Origin of the sequence: Arthrobacter nitrophenolicus, assembly GCF_045833485.1 — a bacterium.
In the GTDB taxonomy this organism is placed as follows: Bacteria; Actinomycetota; Actinomycetes; order Actinomycetales; family Micrococcaceae; genus Arthrobacter; species Arthrobacter nitrophenolicus.
In genome coordinates this window covers 1,064,265-1,080,470 of sequence record NZ_CP174504.1, presented here as the reverse complement: position 1 = coordinate 1,080,470, position 16,206 = coordinate 1,064,265, and the positions used below count along the sequence as shown (strand labels likewise).

The window sequence follows — 16,206 nt, the reverse complement described above, 5'->3', positions numbered from 1 at the left end:
CGACATGAAGTACACCCCAAGCGGCGGCCAGACGGCAGCCGGGCCGGAGGAGTGGTTCACCGGATCAGTGCACATCGACAGCATCCGCAACCCGGATGAGCAGTCAGCCATCGGCTGTGCCCACGTCCGGTTCGCCCCCGGCGCACGGACCGCCGGCACCACCACCCCAAGGGGCAGACCCTGTACGTCACGGACGGCATCGGACTGGTGGCACGGCGCGGCGGGGAGGTCCAGGAGATCCGGCCCGGCGACGTCGTGTACATCGAGCCTGGCGAGGAGCATTGGCACGGGGCTGCTCCGGACCGGTTCATGGCGCATGTTGCCATGCACGAAGCTGACGGTAACGGGCAGGTGGTCACCTGGCTGGAGCACGTGACCGACGAGGAGTACCGGGCCTAGTGCTCCCCGCCGGCGGCGCATGTCAGAACGCCGCGCCGATCGAGGCCAGCTGTGCCGCCCCGGCGTCCGCGTACTGGTTCCCGGGCCGTGCCAGGCCGTAGTGGTCCCGAAGGGTACGGCCGGTGTAGTCGGTGCGGAACAGTCCGCGTTCCTGCAGGATGGGCACCACCCGGTCCACGAAGGCGTCCAGCCCGGAGGGCAGCACCGGCGGCATGATGTTGAAGCCGTCGGCCGCCCCGCCGTCGAACCATTCCTGGATGGCGTCCGCCACCTGCACCGGGGTGCCGGTGAAGGTCCGGTGCCCGCGGCCGCCGCCCAGCCGGCCGATCAGCTGCCGCACGGTGAGCTGCTCGCGGCGGGCCAGCTGCACGATCAGGGTGTAGCGGCTCTTGGCGCCCTCGATCTCATCCTCGCTGGGCAGGTCGGCGGGCAGCTGGCGGTCCAGCGGGAGGTCTTCGGGATTGACGCGGAGGGTCTTGGCCAGCTGGATCCGGGCGTACTCGGGCTTGATCAGCCGGTCCAGTTCGCGTTCGAGTTCCAGGGCTTGCTTTTCCGTCGCGCCGATCACGGGCACGATGCCGGGCAGGATCTTGATGCTCTCCGGGTTGCGGCCGGCGGCGGCGGTGCGGGCTTTCAGGTCGCGGTAAAACTCCTGCGCGTCGGCCAGGGTCTGGTGCGCGGTGAACACGGCATCCGCGTACCGGGCGGCCAGCTCCTTGCCGTTCTCGGACGAGCCAGCCTGGACGATCAGCGGGTGCCCCTGCGGGGAGCGGGGGACGTTGAGCGGACCGCGGACCCTGAAGTGCCTGCCCTCATGGTCAATGGTGCGGATCTTTTCGGCGTCGCCCCAGACGCCGTCGGCCTTATCCGCGAGGATGGCGTCGTCCTGCCAGCTGTCCCAGAGTTTCCGGGCCACCTCGATGAACTCGGCCGCCCGCTCGTACCGTACGGCGTGGGCGGGCTGGTCGTCGACGCCGAAGTTCCGGGCGGCGTCGGGCCCGGCCGTGGTCACCACGTTCCAGCCGGCCCGGCCACCGCTGACCCAGTCCACGGAGGCGAACCGGCGGGCCAGGTTGAACGGCTCGTTGTAGGTGGTGGAGGCGGTGGCGATGAGCCCGATCCGCTTGGTGGCGCCGGCGATGGCGGTCAGCAGGACGGTGGGTTCCAGCTTGCCGGCCGGACGGCGTCCCACTTCGCCGAACAGGACGGGGGAGTCGGCGAAGAAGATGGAGTCCAGCTTGCCCCGTTCGGCGGTGCGGGCCAGCTGCTGGTAATGCTCCACGCGGCTGCCGGCGTGGGGGTCGCTTTCCGGCAGCCGCCACGAGGCCTCGTGGTGTCCGGTGCTCATGAGGAAGGCGTTGAGGTGCAGCTGGCGCTGCGGGGACGGGGTCTGGGAAGCCATGCGGGTACTCCTTCGAGTGTGGGAAGAGGTGGCGGGTACGACGCCGGACGCCGGCCAGGAAGGACGGCGCGGGAAGGCGCGGAAAAGGGATGCAGGGGAGTGCCGGCGTCGGACGATTGTGCCCGACGCGCCGGGGTGTTGAAACACCTAAACACGGCCGCTGCGGCCTTGGCCAGCACCGTGAAACGGAAGCTCAACGGGAGGAAACGGCACTACTTATTGCGCCATTCCGGGGTCAAAACAGGCAACGCGGCGCCATGATCCGCAACGCGGGTTAATGTGGCTGGAAAGGGTAGGGACATGGGTCGAGGGGAGAAGCGCATGCGTCACCGGGTCCTGGCTGCTGTGGCCGTTTTCGGGGCAAGCCTTCTAGTGGCCGGCTGCACTGCCGCCCCTGCTCCCGCGCCGGCCACCACATCCGCTGCCCCCGCGACATCCGCCGCGCCGCCGTCCGCCCCGGCTCCCACCACACCCGCGCCCGGGGCTCCCGCCGCAGCTGCCACCATCGCCGGCGCGCCGCAGCAGGTGGCGGCGGACCTTGACGCTCCCTGGTCGGTGGTCTTCCGGGATGGGACGCCGCTGGTGAGCGAACGCAACAGCGGGCAGATCCTTGAACTCGCTCCTGACGGCTCCTCCCGGTCCATCGGAACCGTGGAGGGGGTGGCGGCCCGCGGCGAGTCCGGCTTGCTGGGCCTCGCCGTGGGCAGCCAGGGCGACCTTTACGTCTATTCGACGGCGGAGGACGGCAACCGGGTCCAGCGCTTCCCCGTCAGCGGTGAACCCGGGTCCCTCTCGCTGGGGCGCCCGGACACGCTCCTTGACCGCATCCCGTCGGCAAACATCCACGACGGCGGCCGGATCGCTTTTGGCCCCGACGGCATGCTCTACGTGACGGCAGGTGACGCGAGCCGGCGCGACAGCGCCCAGGACCGCGGCTCACTGGCCGGCAAGATCCTGCGGATGACCCCCGACGGCGACGCTCCCGCAGACAACCCCTTCCCCGGTTCGCTGGTCTACAGCTACGGCCACCGGAACCCGCAGGGCATGGCCTGGGCGGAGGACGGAACCATGTTCGCCACCGAGTTCGGCCAGAACACCTGGGATGAACTGAACATCATCACCCCCGGCGCCAACTACGGCTGGCCCACCGTTGAAGGGATCGCGGGCCGGGATGGCTTCGTGGACCCGGTCCAGCAGTGGCGGCCCGGCGCGGCGAGCCCCAGCGGCATGGCCCATGCGGGCGGTACCTTGTTCGTGGCCAACCTGCGCGGCCAGGTCCTGCGGTCTGTCCCCGTCTCGGATCCCGGCACCTCCGCGGAGCATTTCAGCCGCGAGTTCGGCAGGATCCGGGACGTGACAGTGGCGCCGGACGGCCGGCTGTGGTTCCTGACCAACAACACCGACGGCCGCGGCCGCCCGCAACCCGGGGATGACCGGATCCTCGCCGTCGACCTGGCGGAGGGGTGAGCCGGAGCTCCGTCAGCTCCGCGCGCCGGCCTGCGCCAGTTCCACGATCTTCTCGGTGGCGGCCCAGGAAGCGAGGAGCTTGAGCGCCTCGTCGGAGGGGCTGCCGGGGGTGGCCGGATAAACGGTGAGGGAGTGCCCGGGGTCCTCCTCCAGTCCCAACACCTGGTAATTCAGTTCCAGCAGTCCCACCGCCGGATGCCGGAAGAATTTGGTCCCGGCGTAATGGCGGCGGACATTGTGCGCAGCCCACAGCGTCCGGAATTCCTCGCTGCGCATGGACAGCTCGCCAACCAGTTCGGCGATGCCCTTGTCGTGCGGGTTCCGGCCCGCCTCGCGGCGCAGGATGGCAACGTTGGTGTTGGCTGCCCGGTCCCAATCGACGTAGAAATCGCGGGACCGCGAATCCAGGAAGATGAAGCGGGAATGGTTTCCCGGCCTGGCGGTGCTGCGGTACATATCGGAGTAGAGCGCGTAGCCCAGCGTGTTGGCCGCCACGATGTCCAGCCGGTCGTTGCCTATGAAGGCGGGCGCTTCGGTGATGGCGTCCAGGAGGTACTGCAGCTCCGGCCGCACCCCGGACGGGACGGGAGCCGCAACGCGTTTCCGGCCCGAGGTGTTGGCCGCCCGGGCAAGATCGTAGAGGTGGTCGTGCTCTGCCCGGTCCAGTTCCAGGGCCCGCGCAATCGCATCCAGCACACTGTCGGACACACCCGAAAGGTTCCCGCGCTCCAGCCGGGTGTAGTAGTCCACGCTGACCCCGGCCAGCCGGGCCACTTCCTCACGCCGCAGCCCGGGCACGCGCCGGCGGCCCCCGTAGGGCTCGAGTCCCGCCTGCTCGGGCGTGATGCGTCCACGGCGGGTGGAAAGGAACTGCCGGACTTCGGCTCGGTTATCCATAGGGGACACGTTACGACGGATCCGGAAAGCCAAGGGTGGGTCTGCCAGAACCAGTTACAGCAGGGCCCTCCTTACGGATCCCAACTGCCGGTTTGATGTCCATGTAGCCCTGTAGCATTTCGATAACCCCCAAAGACATCACAGGAGACCCATGACTACCGTCAAGGCCTATGCCTCACCGTCCTCCTCCGAGGACCTCATCCCCACCACCATCGAACGCCGCGCCGTTGGCCCGCACGATGTCCTGATCGAGATCAAGTTCGCCGGCATCTGCCACTCGGACATCCACACCGTCCGCGGCGACTGGGGCCCGCAGCAGTACCCGCTGGTCCCCGGCCACGAGATTGCCGGCGTCGTCACCGAAGTGGGCTCCGCCGTGACCAAGCACAAGGTGGGCGACCGCGTGGGCGTCGGCTGCATGGTTAACTCGTGCCGTGAATGCGCCAACTGCCTGAACGGCGACGAGCAGTACTGCCTCAAGGGCATGGTGGGCACCTACGGCGCGGAGGACCGCGACGGCACCATCACCCAGGGCGGCTACTCCACCCACGTTGTGGTCACCGAGCACTTCGTGGTGAGCATTCCGGACGGCTTGGAGCTGGACGTCGCAGCCCCGCTGCTGTGCGCAGGAATCACCACCTACTCGCCGCTGCACCGCTGGGGCGCCGGCCCCGGCAAGAAGGTGGCCGTGGTGGGCCTTGGCGGACTGGGCCACATGGCCGTCAAGCTCGCCGCCGCCATGGGCGCCGAGGTCACCGTCCTGTCCCAGTCGCTCAAGAAGCAGGAGGACGGCCTGCGCCTGGGCGCAACCAGCTACTTCGCCACCAGCGACCCCGGCACGTTCGAGCAGCTGGCCGGTAGCTTCGACCTGATCATCAACACCGTCAGCGCCTCCATCGACATCAGCGCCTACCTGCAGCTGCTGACGCTCGACGGCGCCCTGGTCAACGTGGGTGCCCCCGCGGAACCGCTCCCTGTCAACGCCTTCGCGCTGATCGGCGGCCGCCGGTCCTTCGCCGGATCGATGATCGGAGGCATCCCCGAAACCCAGGAGATGCTCAACTTCTGCGCCGAGCACGGCATCGGCGCGGACATCGAGGTCATCCCGGCAGGGAAGATCAATGACGCATACGAACGTGTCCTTGCCTCGGACGTCCGCTACCGCTTCGTGATCGACACCGCCACGCTGTAGCAGGGACCCGCGTAACGGCGGGCCGGCCCCGGAAGGTGCCGACCCGCCGTCGTGCGTGGGGCGCCGGGTCCTTTTGTTATGCCCCGCAACGGTTGGGCGGCAATCAGTCCGCTCCCGGATCCCGAATCCAGCCCCGGTTCCACAATGGAAGGACCAGTTTTCCAAGCCCCGGGAGGGTGTGATGAGAAGGTCCGCCGGGCTGGTTCCCGCGTTGATCCTCGTTGGTGCGGCGGTGGCCGGCTGCGGCCCGCAGGTAGGACCGCCGGCGGCGTCGCCCACCACCACGGCCGCGTCCGCCTCCCCGACCCCCTCGGAGACGTCGTCACCGACCGAAACAGCAAGTCCCGCGCCGGCCACCACCGCGCCGAGGGGTTCCCTGAAGACCTTTACGACGGCGGACGGCCAGCTGGCGTTCGACCTCCCCGCCACGTGGAGCGTGCGCGATCCGGCCGGGGAACTGCCCGAAGGCGGCGGGGCTTTCGCCGAGGTGACGAACGAGGCGGGCCGGCCGATGGCAACGTTGCGGACCAACATGGCCACGGGCTCCACCTGCCTGGAGAAGTACCCCTATGCGGTCCTGGAGTCGCAGGAGCTGCCTGCCCTGGCACAGGATGGCGAGACTCCACGGTTCATCTACGAAACCCGGGGCAACACCGCAACGCCCGGTCCCGCTGACACGCCCGCGGCAGCATACGGCATCGTTTCCGTTCCAGCCCCCACCGGGGACCTGGCCTGCCCGATGTTCCACTTCTTCACCTGGCCTCCCACCGCCGCAATGTTCGGTGCGTTCTACAACCCGGAGAACAACAGGACCCCGGGCGTCGAGTCCCTGCCCTACCTGGAACAGGCCCGCAGGTACATGGACACCACCGAGTACCAGAACATCCGCCGGATGATCACCTCGCTCCGCCCGGCGGGCTAGAAACCCCGCAGGAACCCCGCCATCCCTTCCCGCAACCACAACGAATTACTGGCATGAACTACTACACCCCGGCGGCGCAGGAAAGAGTCCGGGACGCCGCATATGACGCAGTGGAAAAAGTACTCGACGGCATGTTCTCGCCGTTGAACAGGCACGCGCTGAACGCACGCTGGAACCAGGCCTGCGAAGCGATGGCAAAGTATCTGGAAGCCCAGGACACCGGCGAGGAGTAGGCCCTTCCCCTACCCGGCGGGCCGGGATTCGAAGGCTTCCCGGCCCAGGAACACCAGCTGCGCTTCCTTCTCCGGCAGCTGGACCTTGGGCCCGGCCTGGAAGCCGAAACCGGTGAGCCGGCCAATGGCCTTGGCGTTCCGGGCATCAGGTTCCGCCACCACGCGGTCCTTCGCCGGATCGGAGAGCACGAACCGCACCAGCCCGGCCAGCAGGGTCGCCGTGAAGTTGGGGACCGGGCGCGCAGCCGGGGCCAGCAGCAGGTGGATGCCGGCATCCCCGGCACGGGCCGGATACACCTCGCCCACAGGATCGTGCAGCGGCTCGTACGTCTGGAAGACGCCGGCAGGCTCGCCCTCAACGGTCATCAGGAACCCGTGGTGGGTGTCCAGGCTGTCCAGGAACGCATAGACGTCCCGGACCTCGTCCCGGCTCCAGCCGTTCATGCCCCAGAATTTGGCGCGCTCCTCCCGCACCCAGCTGTGCACCAGGTCCGCGTCTTCCTCGGGCGCCAGGCGGAGCAGCCGGAGGCGGCCCAGGCCCGGGAGGTCCTCCTCGTACACCGCGTCCCGGGTTGCGTGCGGAAGTCCGGTCTCGATGCTTGTCATGGAGTCTCCTTGGTGAGCTGGTCCCAGTCGGTCATGACGGGGAGAAGTTCGCCGGCGGCCCAGAGCGGCAGCTGGCTGAGGAAGTTGGGGTCACCGGGTTGTCCGGACGCGCCGAACGGCACGATCCACCGGCTCTTCGCACGGTCCGAGAGGTCCCAGACGTAGCGGGCCACGGGGCCGCGGAAGGACGCATCCGTGACGCCCGGCAGGCTTTCCGTGCACAGCACGCAGCTGGTGTCCCCGGACAGGGCGGTGGCCGGCACGGCGGGTGCGGCGGTGCCCGCGCCCGGGAAATCCGAGAGTGCGTGCAGCGGCAGGACCGTGTGGCTTTCGCCCCAGGCAGCGGACGACGGCGATGCTGCCGCCGCCTCCAGCGCCCGTCCCGCCGCGGTTGCCACGTCGAGGCCGTGCCCGTCGCCTTTGGCAATGATGGTTTCCAGGGCGAAGCCAACCCGGGAGACCGGGTTCAGCCACGGTGCGAACAGGGCCGGGTGCCCGGCGGGCGCCGCGAGCGGTGCCAGCACGGGATCGCCGGCCAGCGCGACCACCAGCGCCGAGCGCCAGGCAGCGAACGCTCCGGCGTCCGTGCTGGCGGCATGCATGGATCCGTCCCAGGCCAGCAGCCGGTCCCGCAGCTCCAGGGCAGGGGCGGACAGGGAGATCCCATGTTCCCCGCCCAGTTCCGCCAGCAGGGCACGCAGCGCGGGCCAGGACCCCAGCCGGCAGTCCATGTGGATCCGCTGCATGTCCTCCGCGTCCAGGTTGTCCCCGGCTTCTTCCAGCAACTGCCGGATCCGGCGAGCCCGGTGGGCCGGAGCGAACTCCAGCCCGGTCAGGCTGCCGCCGCCGGACTCGCGGTCATTCGCGTTCACTGCCAGCGCGTCCACGCGGGACGCCGGCAGATCCACCCACGTGCCCGTCCACCGGTGCTGCGCGGACTCGGCGGGAACGGGACCGATTCGGTTCTCCGGGTCCCGCACCGGAACCTTGCCCGCCACCAGCTGCCGGACGTCTCCGCCGGCATCGGCGGCCAGCACGCAGTTGACCGGCTCCACCCAGGCTTGCAGCGCAGCCTCAATATCGGCGGCGCTTCGGCTCCGCAGCAGCGGCAGGAGGGCCTCGAAACCCAGCCGCCCCCCGGCCCGCGACGGTGCCCGCAGGCTCAGCGCGCCGCCGTCGGGCCCGCCCGAGATGACAGGGCCGCGGGCTGTCTCAACCACGTGCACCGTTTCCGTGGCGGCGCCGCGGACCAGGATCTCCTCCTGGTGGTCGGCAACCACCGGCTCCCACCCGTCCGGACCGAGTGCCTGGAGGGCGGCGCCGTCCCGCCTGAGCTGTTCACGGTAGAGGTCCTGGTAGTCGGCCATGGCATTGGTGACCGCCCACGCCGCCGTTCCCGTGTGGCCAAAGTGCGGCAGGCCGGGGACGCCGGGAAAAGCCAGCCCGACGGCGTCGAACTCCGGGCAGGCGAGCCGCACCTGCTGGTAGACGCCGGGAAGTTCCAGGAGCCGGTGCGGGTCGCCGGCGACGAGCGGCGCACCGGAGCCCGTCAGGCCTCCCGTGGCAGCCCAGGCGTTGCTGCCCGCCCAGACCGGCGCCTCGATGCTGAACAGCTCCACCGCTTCCGCGCCAAGGGTCCGGGCCACGTGGTCCCGCCAGAGCTTGTTGGGAAAGGTGCTGAACAGGATGTGGTGGACCAGGAAGACGCCGAGCGGAGTCCACGGCTCCCAGCGGGCCGGTGCCGTGGCCGTGTCCCGGAACTCCCGGGCATCCCGCCGGCCGGCTTCCAGGGCGTCGTTCACGCCATCCACGTAGGCACCGCACCACTGCTGCGTGGCCGGATCCAGGTTGTGGAAGCAGCGGCGGGCTGTGTCATCGATCCGCGCCTGCCGGGCAAACCGGTCCCACACCACGCCGTCCGGTCCCAGGTGTTCAGCCGTCCTGCCCTCGGAGCGCCAGCGCTCCACTTCGATCTGCCAGGAGCGGTCCGTGGCGGCGTTCTCACCCTGCAGGAAGGCGAGCTCGGTGGCCGACCCGGCGCGCAGGTGGGGGACGCCCCACGGGTCGCGGAAGGTCTCAGCGGCCATGGTGCGGAGTTGCGGGGGTGGGCACGTGTCAAGTCCTTTTCTTAGGTAAGCCAAGCCTAAGTAAGGGTACGGGGAGGGGCGGGCCATTCCCAAAACCCGTAGCGCAATAAACCGATCTGCAGCCTAGGGCGTGAGCGCCGCCAGGATCGCGGCGGCGGGTCCGTCCACCGCATGCCGGAACCCGGTGCCCGCCCAGAGGTTGAGCCAGTTCGGATCCCCGGCTGCCGCGGCCGCTGCGCGCAGGGGAGCGGTCAGGTGGTGGATCTCCGGGTAGCCGTAGGGCGCTTCGGCGTCGTGCAGGCGCATGAATTCGTTGGTGAGGCCGCGGGCGTTCCTGCCGGAAAAGGACCGGGTGACGGCGGTGGCGGGAAAGCTCCCGGACGCCAGTGCTGCCCGGTGCGCCGCCTTGGTCCCGGCCTCGTCCGCGCGCAGGAACGCCGTACCCGCCTGGACTGCGGTTGCGCCCAGGGCCAGGGCCGCCCGGGCGCCCGCTGCGGTGGCGATTCCTCCGGCGGCGAGCAGCGGGACAGGAAGGTCCGCAAGTCCGGCCAGCAGGGTGTGCAGGGGCTCCGTTTCGTCCGCGGCGGGATCGAAGGTGCCGCGGTGGCCGCCGGCTTCCGGACCCTGCACGCAGAGCGCGTCCACGCCGGCGTCGAGCGCCCGCAGGGCCTCGGCGCGCGAAGTGACGGTGGCGACCACGGCGGTTCCCCGCTCCTGCAGCGCGCCGATGACTGTTCTGTCCGGCAGGTCGAAGGTGAAGGAGACGACGGCGGGCGCCAGCTCCAGCAGGACGTCCACCTTGTTGTCCCAGTCGTCATCGTCGTGCCGGGGATCGCCCAGGCGGACACCGAAGCGCTCAGCGTCCGGCGCCAGGGCATCGGCGTAAGCGTGCAGCGCGTCGGGGTTGCTGAAGGGGGCCTGCGGAACGAAAAGGTTGACGCCGAACGGCCTGCCCGTGAGGCTGCGGGTGGTTTCAATTTCTAGCCGCGTCGCATCCGCTGTCTTGTAGCCGGCGGCCAGGAAGCCCAGTCCGCCCGCCTCGCTCACAGCAGCAGCCAGCCGCGGCGTGGACGGTCCGCCAGCCATGGGTGCCTGGATGACGGGCACCGGCAGGGAAGCAAGATCGAAGCGGGAGTTGTGCTGGTTGCTCATGGAGTCCTTCCGTGTCAGGCTGGCTGGCCGCCGGGTCAGCTGCGGAACTGGCCGGAATCAGTAGAGGAAGATGTCGATCCATTCCCGGTTGTGGGCATGGATCAGCACCAGGAACAGCACGAAGTCGAACAGCAGGTGCACGCTGACGATGTATGAGAGGGACTTGGTCACCGTGAAGAGCCGGGCCTGTAGCAGGGCGAACGGGAAGATGAAGAACGGTGCCCAGGCGTGGAACCCGAGTTCCCAGAGGAAGGACGTGAAGAGGACGGCCTGGAGCAGGTTGGCCTGCCAGTCGGGGAGGTGCCGGCGCAGCAGGGTGAAGGCGGTGCAGATGAAGAACAGTTCATCCCAGATCCCCAGCACATTGGTGCCCAGGAACAGCCGGGCGATGCCGTCCACGTCGCTGACCGCCGGCCAGTTGTTGTAGACCCCGGTGCGGATCATGTACACCGGCATCAGGGCGTACCCGATCAGCAGGACGGCGGGCAGGTACCACTTCTCCGCGCGGGTCCATGGCTGTCCGGTCCGGACGGGGAAACGGATGGCATGGTCCTTGGTGACGAACCGGGACACGGCGTAGGGGATGCCCACCGCCAGGATCATCGCGGTTCCCATCACCGCCATATGCTCGGTGCTGATGTCCGTGGTGATGGGGACCAGGCTCATGGCGGTCAGCCCCACCGCGATCAGCGCAAGATCGATCAGGAGCCGCCGGCTGATGATGCCGGCGAGGACCAGTGCGGCGGCCAGGAGGAGAAAGCCAAAGAGCCGGTCCTCCCGCGCGAACAGCAGGAAGCCCGACGCCGAGACGAGGGCTGCGGGCACCACCGCCAGTGTGGTCCGGGCGGGCTTCCCTGCTTCCGCACTCTGGATATCGGCTTGCGCCTGTGATTGCTGCCTCATCACGTCCCTATGCTTCAGTGGCGCTTCCGGTGGATGCTCAAAAGTCTACTTGCCGGCCGGACGCCGGACGAGGTGCCGGCTCACCACAGCAGCGTCAGCACCAGGTCCACGGCGGGCCGGGCCTCCAGCCACGTGTCAAGCACCGGGCGTAGCTGGGACTCGGCGCCGGCCAGCCCCAGCTGCGTTGCATCGGACGATGCCGGCACGTGGTGGTGCCCGTCGTCGGGGGTTGCGTGCGAGCATTCCGAACACAGCAGGCGCATCCCGGACCAGTCGTCCGCGCCCACGCCATGCCGCTCCAGAAGGTCGGACAGTTCCTGCAGGTCGTCCGGCGTTGCCCCGGTCACCTGGGCCTGCCACGTGGGCAGGCCCGAGTCCTCCAGCCGCAGGAGCTGGTCGAATACTGCCACGTCCTGCCCGTCCAGCCGGCGGAACCCCTTCGGTTCGCCGTCGTGCAGGACGACGTCCCGGTACCGGTGCCCGGATTCGGGCAGCGGCACACTGGCGATGACCGCGTGGGCGGGGCTCCTGCGCCAGCACCAGACCACTTCAGTGGCGCCGGCTGAGGGCAGCACCTGGTGGGGAAGGCTTGGCTGGTCCGGATTCAGCCGGACCGGCGCCAGGCCAAAATCGGAGTCGATGGGTTCGTAGCCGGTTCCCAGGCCGCCAATGCCGTAGGCAGCCCACGCCCGGCGGGCCGTTGCCCAGTCGCCCAGGGCCGTGGAGGCGATTCCCAGGTTCCAGGCGGCGGGGTTGACGCCGTCGAAGTCCGCCGCCTCCACAGGCGTGAAGAGCTCAACCGCCCGGGCGTTGCGTTCCAGGCTTTCAGCCCACTTGCCGAGCGCCTTCGACAGCAGCCCGGCATGGAACCAGGCGTAGAAGGAATCCGGGGCGAGGCGCAGCATCTCGCCAGCCAGCGCCCTTGCCCTGTCCGTTTCGCCGGCGTCGTCCGCGGCCGTCCAGTCGGACCAGACATCCCGCGGTCCACGCTGCTCCCCATGGCCCTGCCATTTGCGAACCGTCACCCGTCCAGTATGCAGGGGCCTCCGGGTGCGCACCATGGCCTCCCGGCCATCTGCCCGGGATTAAGGCAAAGCGTACGACGGCGGGCGGTGCCGGCGTCGTACGCTTTGCCTTAAGAGAGGGTTGCCGCTTAGGCGCCCACCAGGGCCTTGTCCTCGCCGCGAACGCTCAGCGTGAAGGTGTTGGGTCCGCTGCAGGTCACCGCAACGCGGCACGTGGTGGTGTTGTGCCGTGCCGAAAGATCGCTGATCGCGGAGTCCAGGGTGTGGTGGAGGGTGGCTTTGTCCCAGATCTTCAGGGTGACGGAATCAGTGGCATCGAACGTCATTATTCAACTTCCATTTCTTGCGGTCTGGCGGCCTGGTCGTGTACGGCCGTGTCCTCGTCGGTGAGGACAAGCAGATGGGAAAGCGCATTCCCAGGTTTTAGTCTGCATGGCTCCAGGATGAATGGCAACCGGAACCGGGATTAAGTGAGCAAGCACACCGGGGGGAAGCCCCGGCCCTAGAAGGCGGGGTTAAGGCTGAGGGTGAAGGTGTTGGGGCCGCTGCAGGTCACGGCGATCCGGCTCTTGTCGGTGTTGTGGCGCACGGAGAGGTCTTCCACCAGCGTGTCCAGGGTGGTGTGCACGGCGGAGCGGTCCCAGATTTTGAGGGTCACGGATTCGGCAGTTTCAAACGTCATTGTTCAGTACTTCCTTGCATTGGTCCGGCCGGTAAAGCCGGAAAATCGGCCTGCTCGCGCCATGGGGCGGTCGGCCGCCCGGAGGGCATGCCGGCGCGCCTCATTGCGTCACCAGGATGGGTTAAGGGCCGGAAAACGAATCCTGCCCTGCCCTTCCATGGTGCCGAAACCGAAAGGGTGCTCTCAACCAAATCGCCGTTTATTGCAAGTGAATCTCATCACGTATGGACGGGTGCCGCCCCCACGGTTCCCAGCGGGATGACGTGCGGACGGCCCTCGGTGGGTTCCGCCACCACGTGGGCGTCCAGGCCGAACACCTCCAGCAGGCACTCGGGGGTGATGACCTCGGACGGGCTGCCCTGCGCCACGATGGCCCCGTCCTTCATGGCGATGATGTGGTCCGAGTAGCGCGCGGCCAGCGAGATGTCATGGAGCACCATCACGACGGTCCGGTGGTGCTCGCGGTTCAGCCGGCGGACCAGCTCCAGCACATCCACCTGATGGGCGAGGTCCAGGTAGGTGGTGGGCTCGTCCAGCAGCAGGATCCCCGTTTCCTGCGCCAGCGTCATCGAAATCCAGGCCCGCTGCCGCTGCCCGCCCGAGAGGTCCTCCAGTGGCGAATCCGCCAGTTCCAGGATGTCGGTTGCCTCCAGGGCAGCCTCCACTACCCGTTCGTCGGAGGCGGAAAACTGCTGGTACCACTTCTGCCGCGGGTGCCTGCCCCGCGAAACGAGGTCCGCCACCGTCAGGCCGGACGGCGCAGTGGGGGCCTGCGGCAGCACGCTGATCCGTGTGGCGATGTGCCGGGTGGAGTGTTCCCGGAGCGGGATGCCGTCCAGCAGCACGTCGCCGGACCGGGGATTCAGCAGCCTGCCGAGCCCCCTCAGCAGCGTGGACTTGCCGCAGCCGTTGGGGCCGATGATGGAGGTGACCCGGGCGTCCGGGACGTCCAGGGTCAGGCCGCTGATGATGTCGGCGCCCTCGTAGCCAAGGCTGAGGTCCCGGGCGCGGAGGCCCTGTTGCGGGGTGGACATGTTCAACTCAGCCTCCGCTGGTACTTGAGGATCAGGTGGATCAGGAACGGTGCGCCCAGCACGGCGGTGGCCACGCCCACCGGCAGCGGGGCGGCGAGGGCGTTGGCGGACAGGGTGTCCGCCAGCAGCACGAAGATGGCGCCCACCAGGGCGGACACGCCCACCGAGGGAATCACCGTGGACGTCAGCGCCCGGGCAATCCGGGGACTGGCCAGGGCGACAAACGCCACGGGTCCCGCAGTCACGGTCGCCACCGACGCGAGCAGGACGGCGAGGGCCAGGACAACCAGGCGGACCACGCCGATCCGGGCACCGAGGCCGACGGCGGTGTCCTCACCCAGGCTGGTGAGCAGCAGCCACCTGCCGCTGGACATCGCAGCCAGGAGCAGCACCGCAGCACTGACCGCCATGGGCTGGACGGTTTCCCAGTCCTTTCCGTTGAGCGAGCCCATCATCCACGTCAGCGCCTGGGCGGCACTTGTCACATCGCCCAGGGTGAGGATCCACGTGGTGAGGCTGGCTGCCAGGCCGGAGATGCCCAGGCCTGCCAGCACCAGGCGGTAGCTGTCCAGCCCCCGCCGGTAGGAGAGCAGATAGACGCCCACTCCGCTGGCGATGCCGGCGGTAAACGCGGCGGCGGGCATTCCCACTGTCGCGGCCAGCCCGCTCAGGCCCGCATGGCCCCCGCCCGCAATGACCAGCACCGTCACGGCACCCAGCGAGGCGCCCGCCGTCACTCCCAGCAGGTCCGGACTTGCCAGTGGGTTCCGCGCCACTGTCTGGGTGATGGCGCCGGCGGCTGCCAGGCACGCTCCCACCACGACGGCGGCCACCATCCGCGGTGCGCGGAATTCCGTTACTGCCAGGTGGATGCGGGTGTTGGAGTCGTCCCCCAGCAGGGCGCGGAGGACGTCCGGGTACGCCATCGGTGTGCCGCCGAAGGCAACGTGCAGCGCCATGGCGGCCACCGTTGCCAGGACCAGCAGGACCGACACCACCAGTACGCGGACGTTGAAACGGATGGAAACAGGGCCTGCGCGCAGGGCCCTGATACGCGTGATGCCCTGGGAAGTTTCCCCTGGCTGCGCCTTCTGGAGGACGGTCATAGCGTCTGCAGCCTTTTTCGCCGGGCCAGGTAGATAAAGAAGGGTGCGCCCACCACGGCAAGGACCACGGCAACGGAGAGTTCGCCGGGCCTGGCGATCAGGCGTCCCGCCGTGTCCGCGAGGAGCACCACCGTGGCGCCGGTGAAGAGTGAAACGGGCACCAGCCAGCGGTAGTCCGGGCCGGTGATGGCGCGGGTGATGTGGGGAACCAAGAGGCCGGCGAAGGCGATGGGACCTGCCAGGGTCACGGCAGTGCCGGCAAGGAGGGTGACGGCCCCAATGCCCACGGCGCGTGCCCGGAGGACCGAGATGCCGAGCGAAACGGCGGTGTCCGCGCCCAGCGCCAGGGCGTTCAGGGCGCGGATGTTGAGCAGGGCAAGCACCACCCCGGCCGCGATGAACGGCCACACCAGTTGAAGGACGCCGGTCCTGCCGGCCAGGGAACCCACCTGCCAGAAACGCAGGGTGTCCAGGGCCTGGTCGTTGAGCAGGACGATGCCGGCCACCAGCCCGGAGCACAGTGCGGTGACGGCGGCACCGGCAAGCACCAGCGTCACGGGGGTGGCACCGTAGCGGGCCGCCGAGCCGATCATGAACACCAGGACGCTGGCCACGAGGGCGCCGGCGAAGGCCAGCAGTGCCTGGGCCAGGGCGGGAAGGTCGCCGGCAATGGCGGTGGCAGCCACGATGGCCAGCGCGGCACCCTGGTTGATCCCCAGAAGGCCGGGGTCCGCCACGGGATTCCGGGTGTGGCCCTGGACCAGGGTTCCCGCCAGGCCGAGGCAGATACCGGCGCAGATCCCCAGCACGGTGCGGGGCCAGCGCAGCTCGCGGATGGTCACGTCCATGACGTTGCCGGTGGGGGTAAACAGGGCATGCCAGGCTTCCTGCAGCGAGGAGGGCTGCCCGCCGATGCAGATGCTGAGCACGCTGGCCAGGAACAGGGCCAGCACCGAGGCCAGGAACCAGGCCGTCCGGTTCCGGGGAGCCTTCCGGCGCGGGGGAGCGGGCGCAGCGGGTCCTGCCGGCGCCCGCTCCGCCGTGGGGCCCGGCTCAAGGTTCAGCGTTTTCACATCGGACTTTCTATTACGTCACGGGT

Annotated in this window: 16 protein-coding genes and 1 pseudogene; 5 read left to right on the top strand and 12 right to left on the bottom strand. The window is 69.1% G+C overall.

What is annotated here, in order from left to right; translation table 11 throughout:
- Positions 1–4 precede the first annotated feature (4 nt).
- A pseudogene (locus ACJJV6_RS05095) lies at positions 5–399 on the top strand (cupin domain-containing protein).
- 22 nt (positions 400–421) lie between these two features.
- On the opposite strand, the gene ACJJV6_RS05090 reads toward ACJJV6_RS05095, so the two are convergent.
- Positions 422–1,801: an LLM class flavin-dependent oxidoreductase gene (locus ACJJV6_RS05090; protein ID WP_354177031.1), complete on the bottom strand. Its 1,380-nt coding sequence runs from the start codon at positions 1,799–1,801 to the stop codon at positions 422–424.
- A 321-nt stretch (positions 1,802–2,122) separates the two neighbouring features.
- On the opposite strand from ACJJV6_RS05090, the gene ACJJV6_RS05085 reads away from it, so the two are divergent.
- The gene (locus ACJJV6_RS05085) at positions 2,123–3,268 is read left to right on the top strand and encodes a PQQ-dependent sugar dehydrogenase (RefSeq protein ID WP_354177029.1); all 1,146 of its coding nucleotides are present in this window, start codon (positions 2,123–2,125) and stop codon (positions 3,266–3,268) included.
- Positions 3,269–3,280: 12 nt separating this feature from the next.
- Here ACJJV6_RS05085 and ACJJV6_RS05080 read toward each other — a convergent pair whose 3' ends face one another.
- Positions 3,281–4,165, bottom strand: coding sequence for a helix-turn-helix transcriptional regulator (locus ACJJV6_RS05080; RefSeq protein WP_009358370.1), 885 nt, complete (start codon positions 4,163–4,165; stop codon positions 3,281–3,283).
- Positions 4,166–4,316: 151 nt separating this feature from the next.
- Here ACJJV6_RS05080 and ACJJV6_RS05075 point away from each other — a divergent pair, with 151 nt between their 5' ends.
- The 3 genes from ACJJV6_RS05075 to ACJJV6_RS05065 all read left to right on the top strand — a co-directional run bounded on the left by ACJJV6_RS05075 (position 4,317) and on the right by ACJJV6_RS05065 (position 6,512).
- A complete protein-coding gene (locus ACJJV6_RS05075) occupies positions 4,317–5,357 on the top strand; it encodes an NAD(P)-dependent alcohol dehydrogenase (RefSeq protein ID WP_354177027.1) in 1,041 nt (346 codons plus the stop codon).
- 181 nt (positions 5,358–5,538) lie between these two features.
- Positions 5,539–6,279: a hypothetical protein gene (locus tag ACJJV6_RS05070; protein WP_407710093.1), complete on the top strand. Its 741-nt coding sequence runs from the start codon at positions 5,539–5,541 to the stop codon at positions 6,277–6,279.
- A 53-nt stretch (positions 6,280–6,332) separates the two neighbouring features.
- Positions 6,333–6,512 (top strand): hypothetical protein, encoded by a 180-nt coding sequence (locus ACJJV6_RS05065; protein ID WP_035753009.1) that lies wholly within the window; start codon positions 6,333–6,335, stop codon positions 6,510–6,512.
- A 9-nt stretch (positions 6,513–6,521) separates the two neighbouring features.
- On the opposite strand, the gene ACJJV6_RS05060 is transcribed toward ACJJV6_RS05065, so the two are convergent.
- The 10 genes from ACJJV6_RS05060 to ACJJV6_RS05015 form a co-directional block, all read right to left on the bottom strand.
- Positions 6,522–7,118 (bottom strand): GNAT family N-acetyltransferase, encoded by a 597-nt coding sequence (locus ACJJV6_RS05060; protein WP_407710092.1) that lies wholly within the window; start codon positions 7,116–7,118, stop codon positions 6,522–6,524.
- Positions 7,115–9,205 carry a penicillin acylase family protein gene (locus ACJJV6_RS05055; RefSeq protein ID WP_407710091.1) on the bottom strand — a complete coding sequence of 697 codons (2,091 nt, stop codon included), beginning with the start codon at positions 9,203–9,205 and terminating at the stop codon, positions 7,115–7,117. The genes ACJJV6_RS05060 and ACJJV6_RS05055 overlap by 4 nt, the downstream gene beginning before the upstream one ends.
- Before the next feature lie 123 nt (positions 9,206–9,328).
- Complete coding sequence (locus tag ACJJV6_RS05050; protein ID WP_407710090.1) at positions 9,329–10,357, bottom strand: nitronate monooxygenase; 1,029 nt, start codon at positions 10,355–10,357, stop codon at positions 9,329–9,331.
- 57 nt (positions 10,358–10,414) lie between these two features.
- Entirely contained in the window at positions 10,415–11,260 is an 846-nt protein-coding gene (locus ACJJV6_RS05045; protein WP_407710089.1) for a CPBP family intramembrane glutamic endopeptidase, read from the bottom strand.
- 80 nt (positions 11,261–11,340) lie between these two features.
- Positions 11,341–12,285 (bottom strand): tetratricopeptide repeat protein, encoded by a 945-nt coding sequence (locus ACJJV6_RS05040; RefSeq protein ID WP_407710088.1) that lies wholly within the window; start codon positions 12,283–12,285, stop codon positions 11,341–11,343.
- 128 nt (positions 12,286–12,413) lie between these two features.
- Entirely contained in the window at positions 12,414–12,611 is a 198-nt protein-coding gene (locus ACJJV6_RS05035) for a hypothetical protein (protein WP_133348080.1), read from the bottom strand.
- Between the two features lie 176 nt (positions 12,612–12,787).
- Complete coding sequence (locus ACJJV6_RS05030) at positions 12,788–12,967, bottom strand: hypothetical protein (protein ID WP_407710087.1); 180 nt, start codon at positions 12,965–12,967, stop codon at positions 12,788–12,790.
- Positions 12,968–13,185: 218 nt separating this feature from the next.
- Positions 13,186–14,001, bottom strand: a complete 816-nt coding sequence (locus tag ACJJV6_RS05025) for an ABC transporter ATP-binding protein (protein ID WP_407710086.1) — start codon at positions 13,999–14,001, stop codon at positions 13,186–13,188.
- Positions 14,002–14,003: 2 nt separating this feature from the next.
- On the bottom strand, positions 14,004–15,107 hold the full coding sequence (locus ACJJV6_RS05020) for a FecCD family ABC transporter permease (protein WP_407710085.1): 1,104 nt from the start codon (positions 15,105–15,107) through the stop codon (positions 14,004–14,006).
- On the bottom strand, positions 15,104–16,180 hold the full coding sequence (locus tag ACJJV6_RS05015; protein WP_407710084.1) for a FecCD family ABC transporter permease: 1,077 nt from the start codon (positions 16,178–16,180) through the stop codon (positions 15,104–15,106). The genes ACJJV6_RS05020 and ACJJV6_RS05015 overlap by 4 nt, the downstream gene beginning before the upstream one ends.
- Positions 16,181–16,206: the final 26 nt, after the last annotated feature.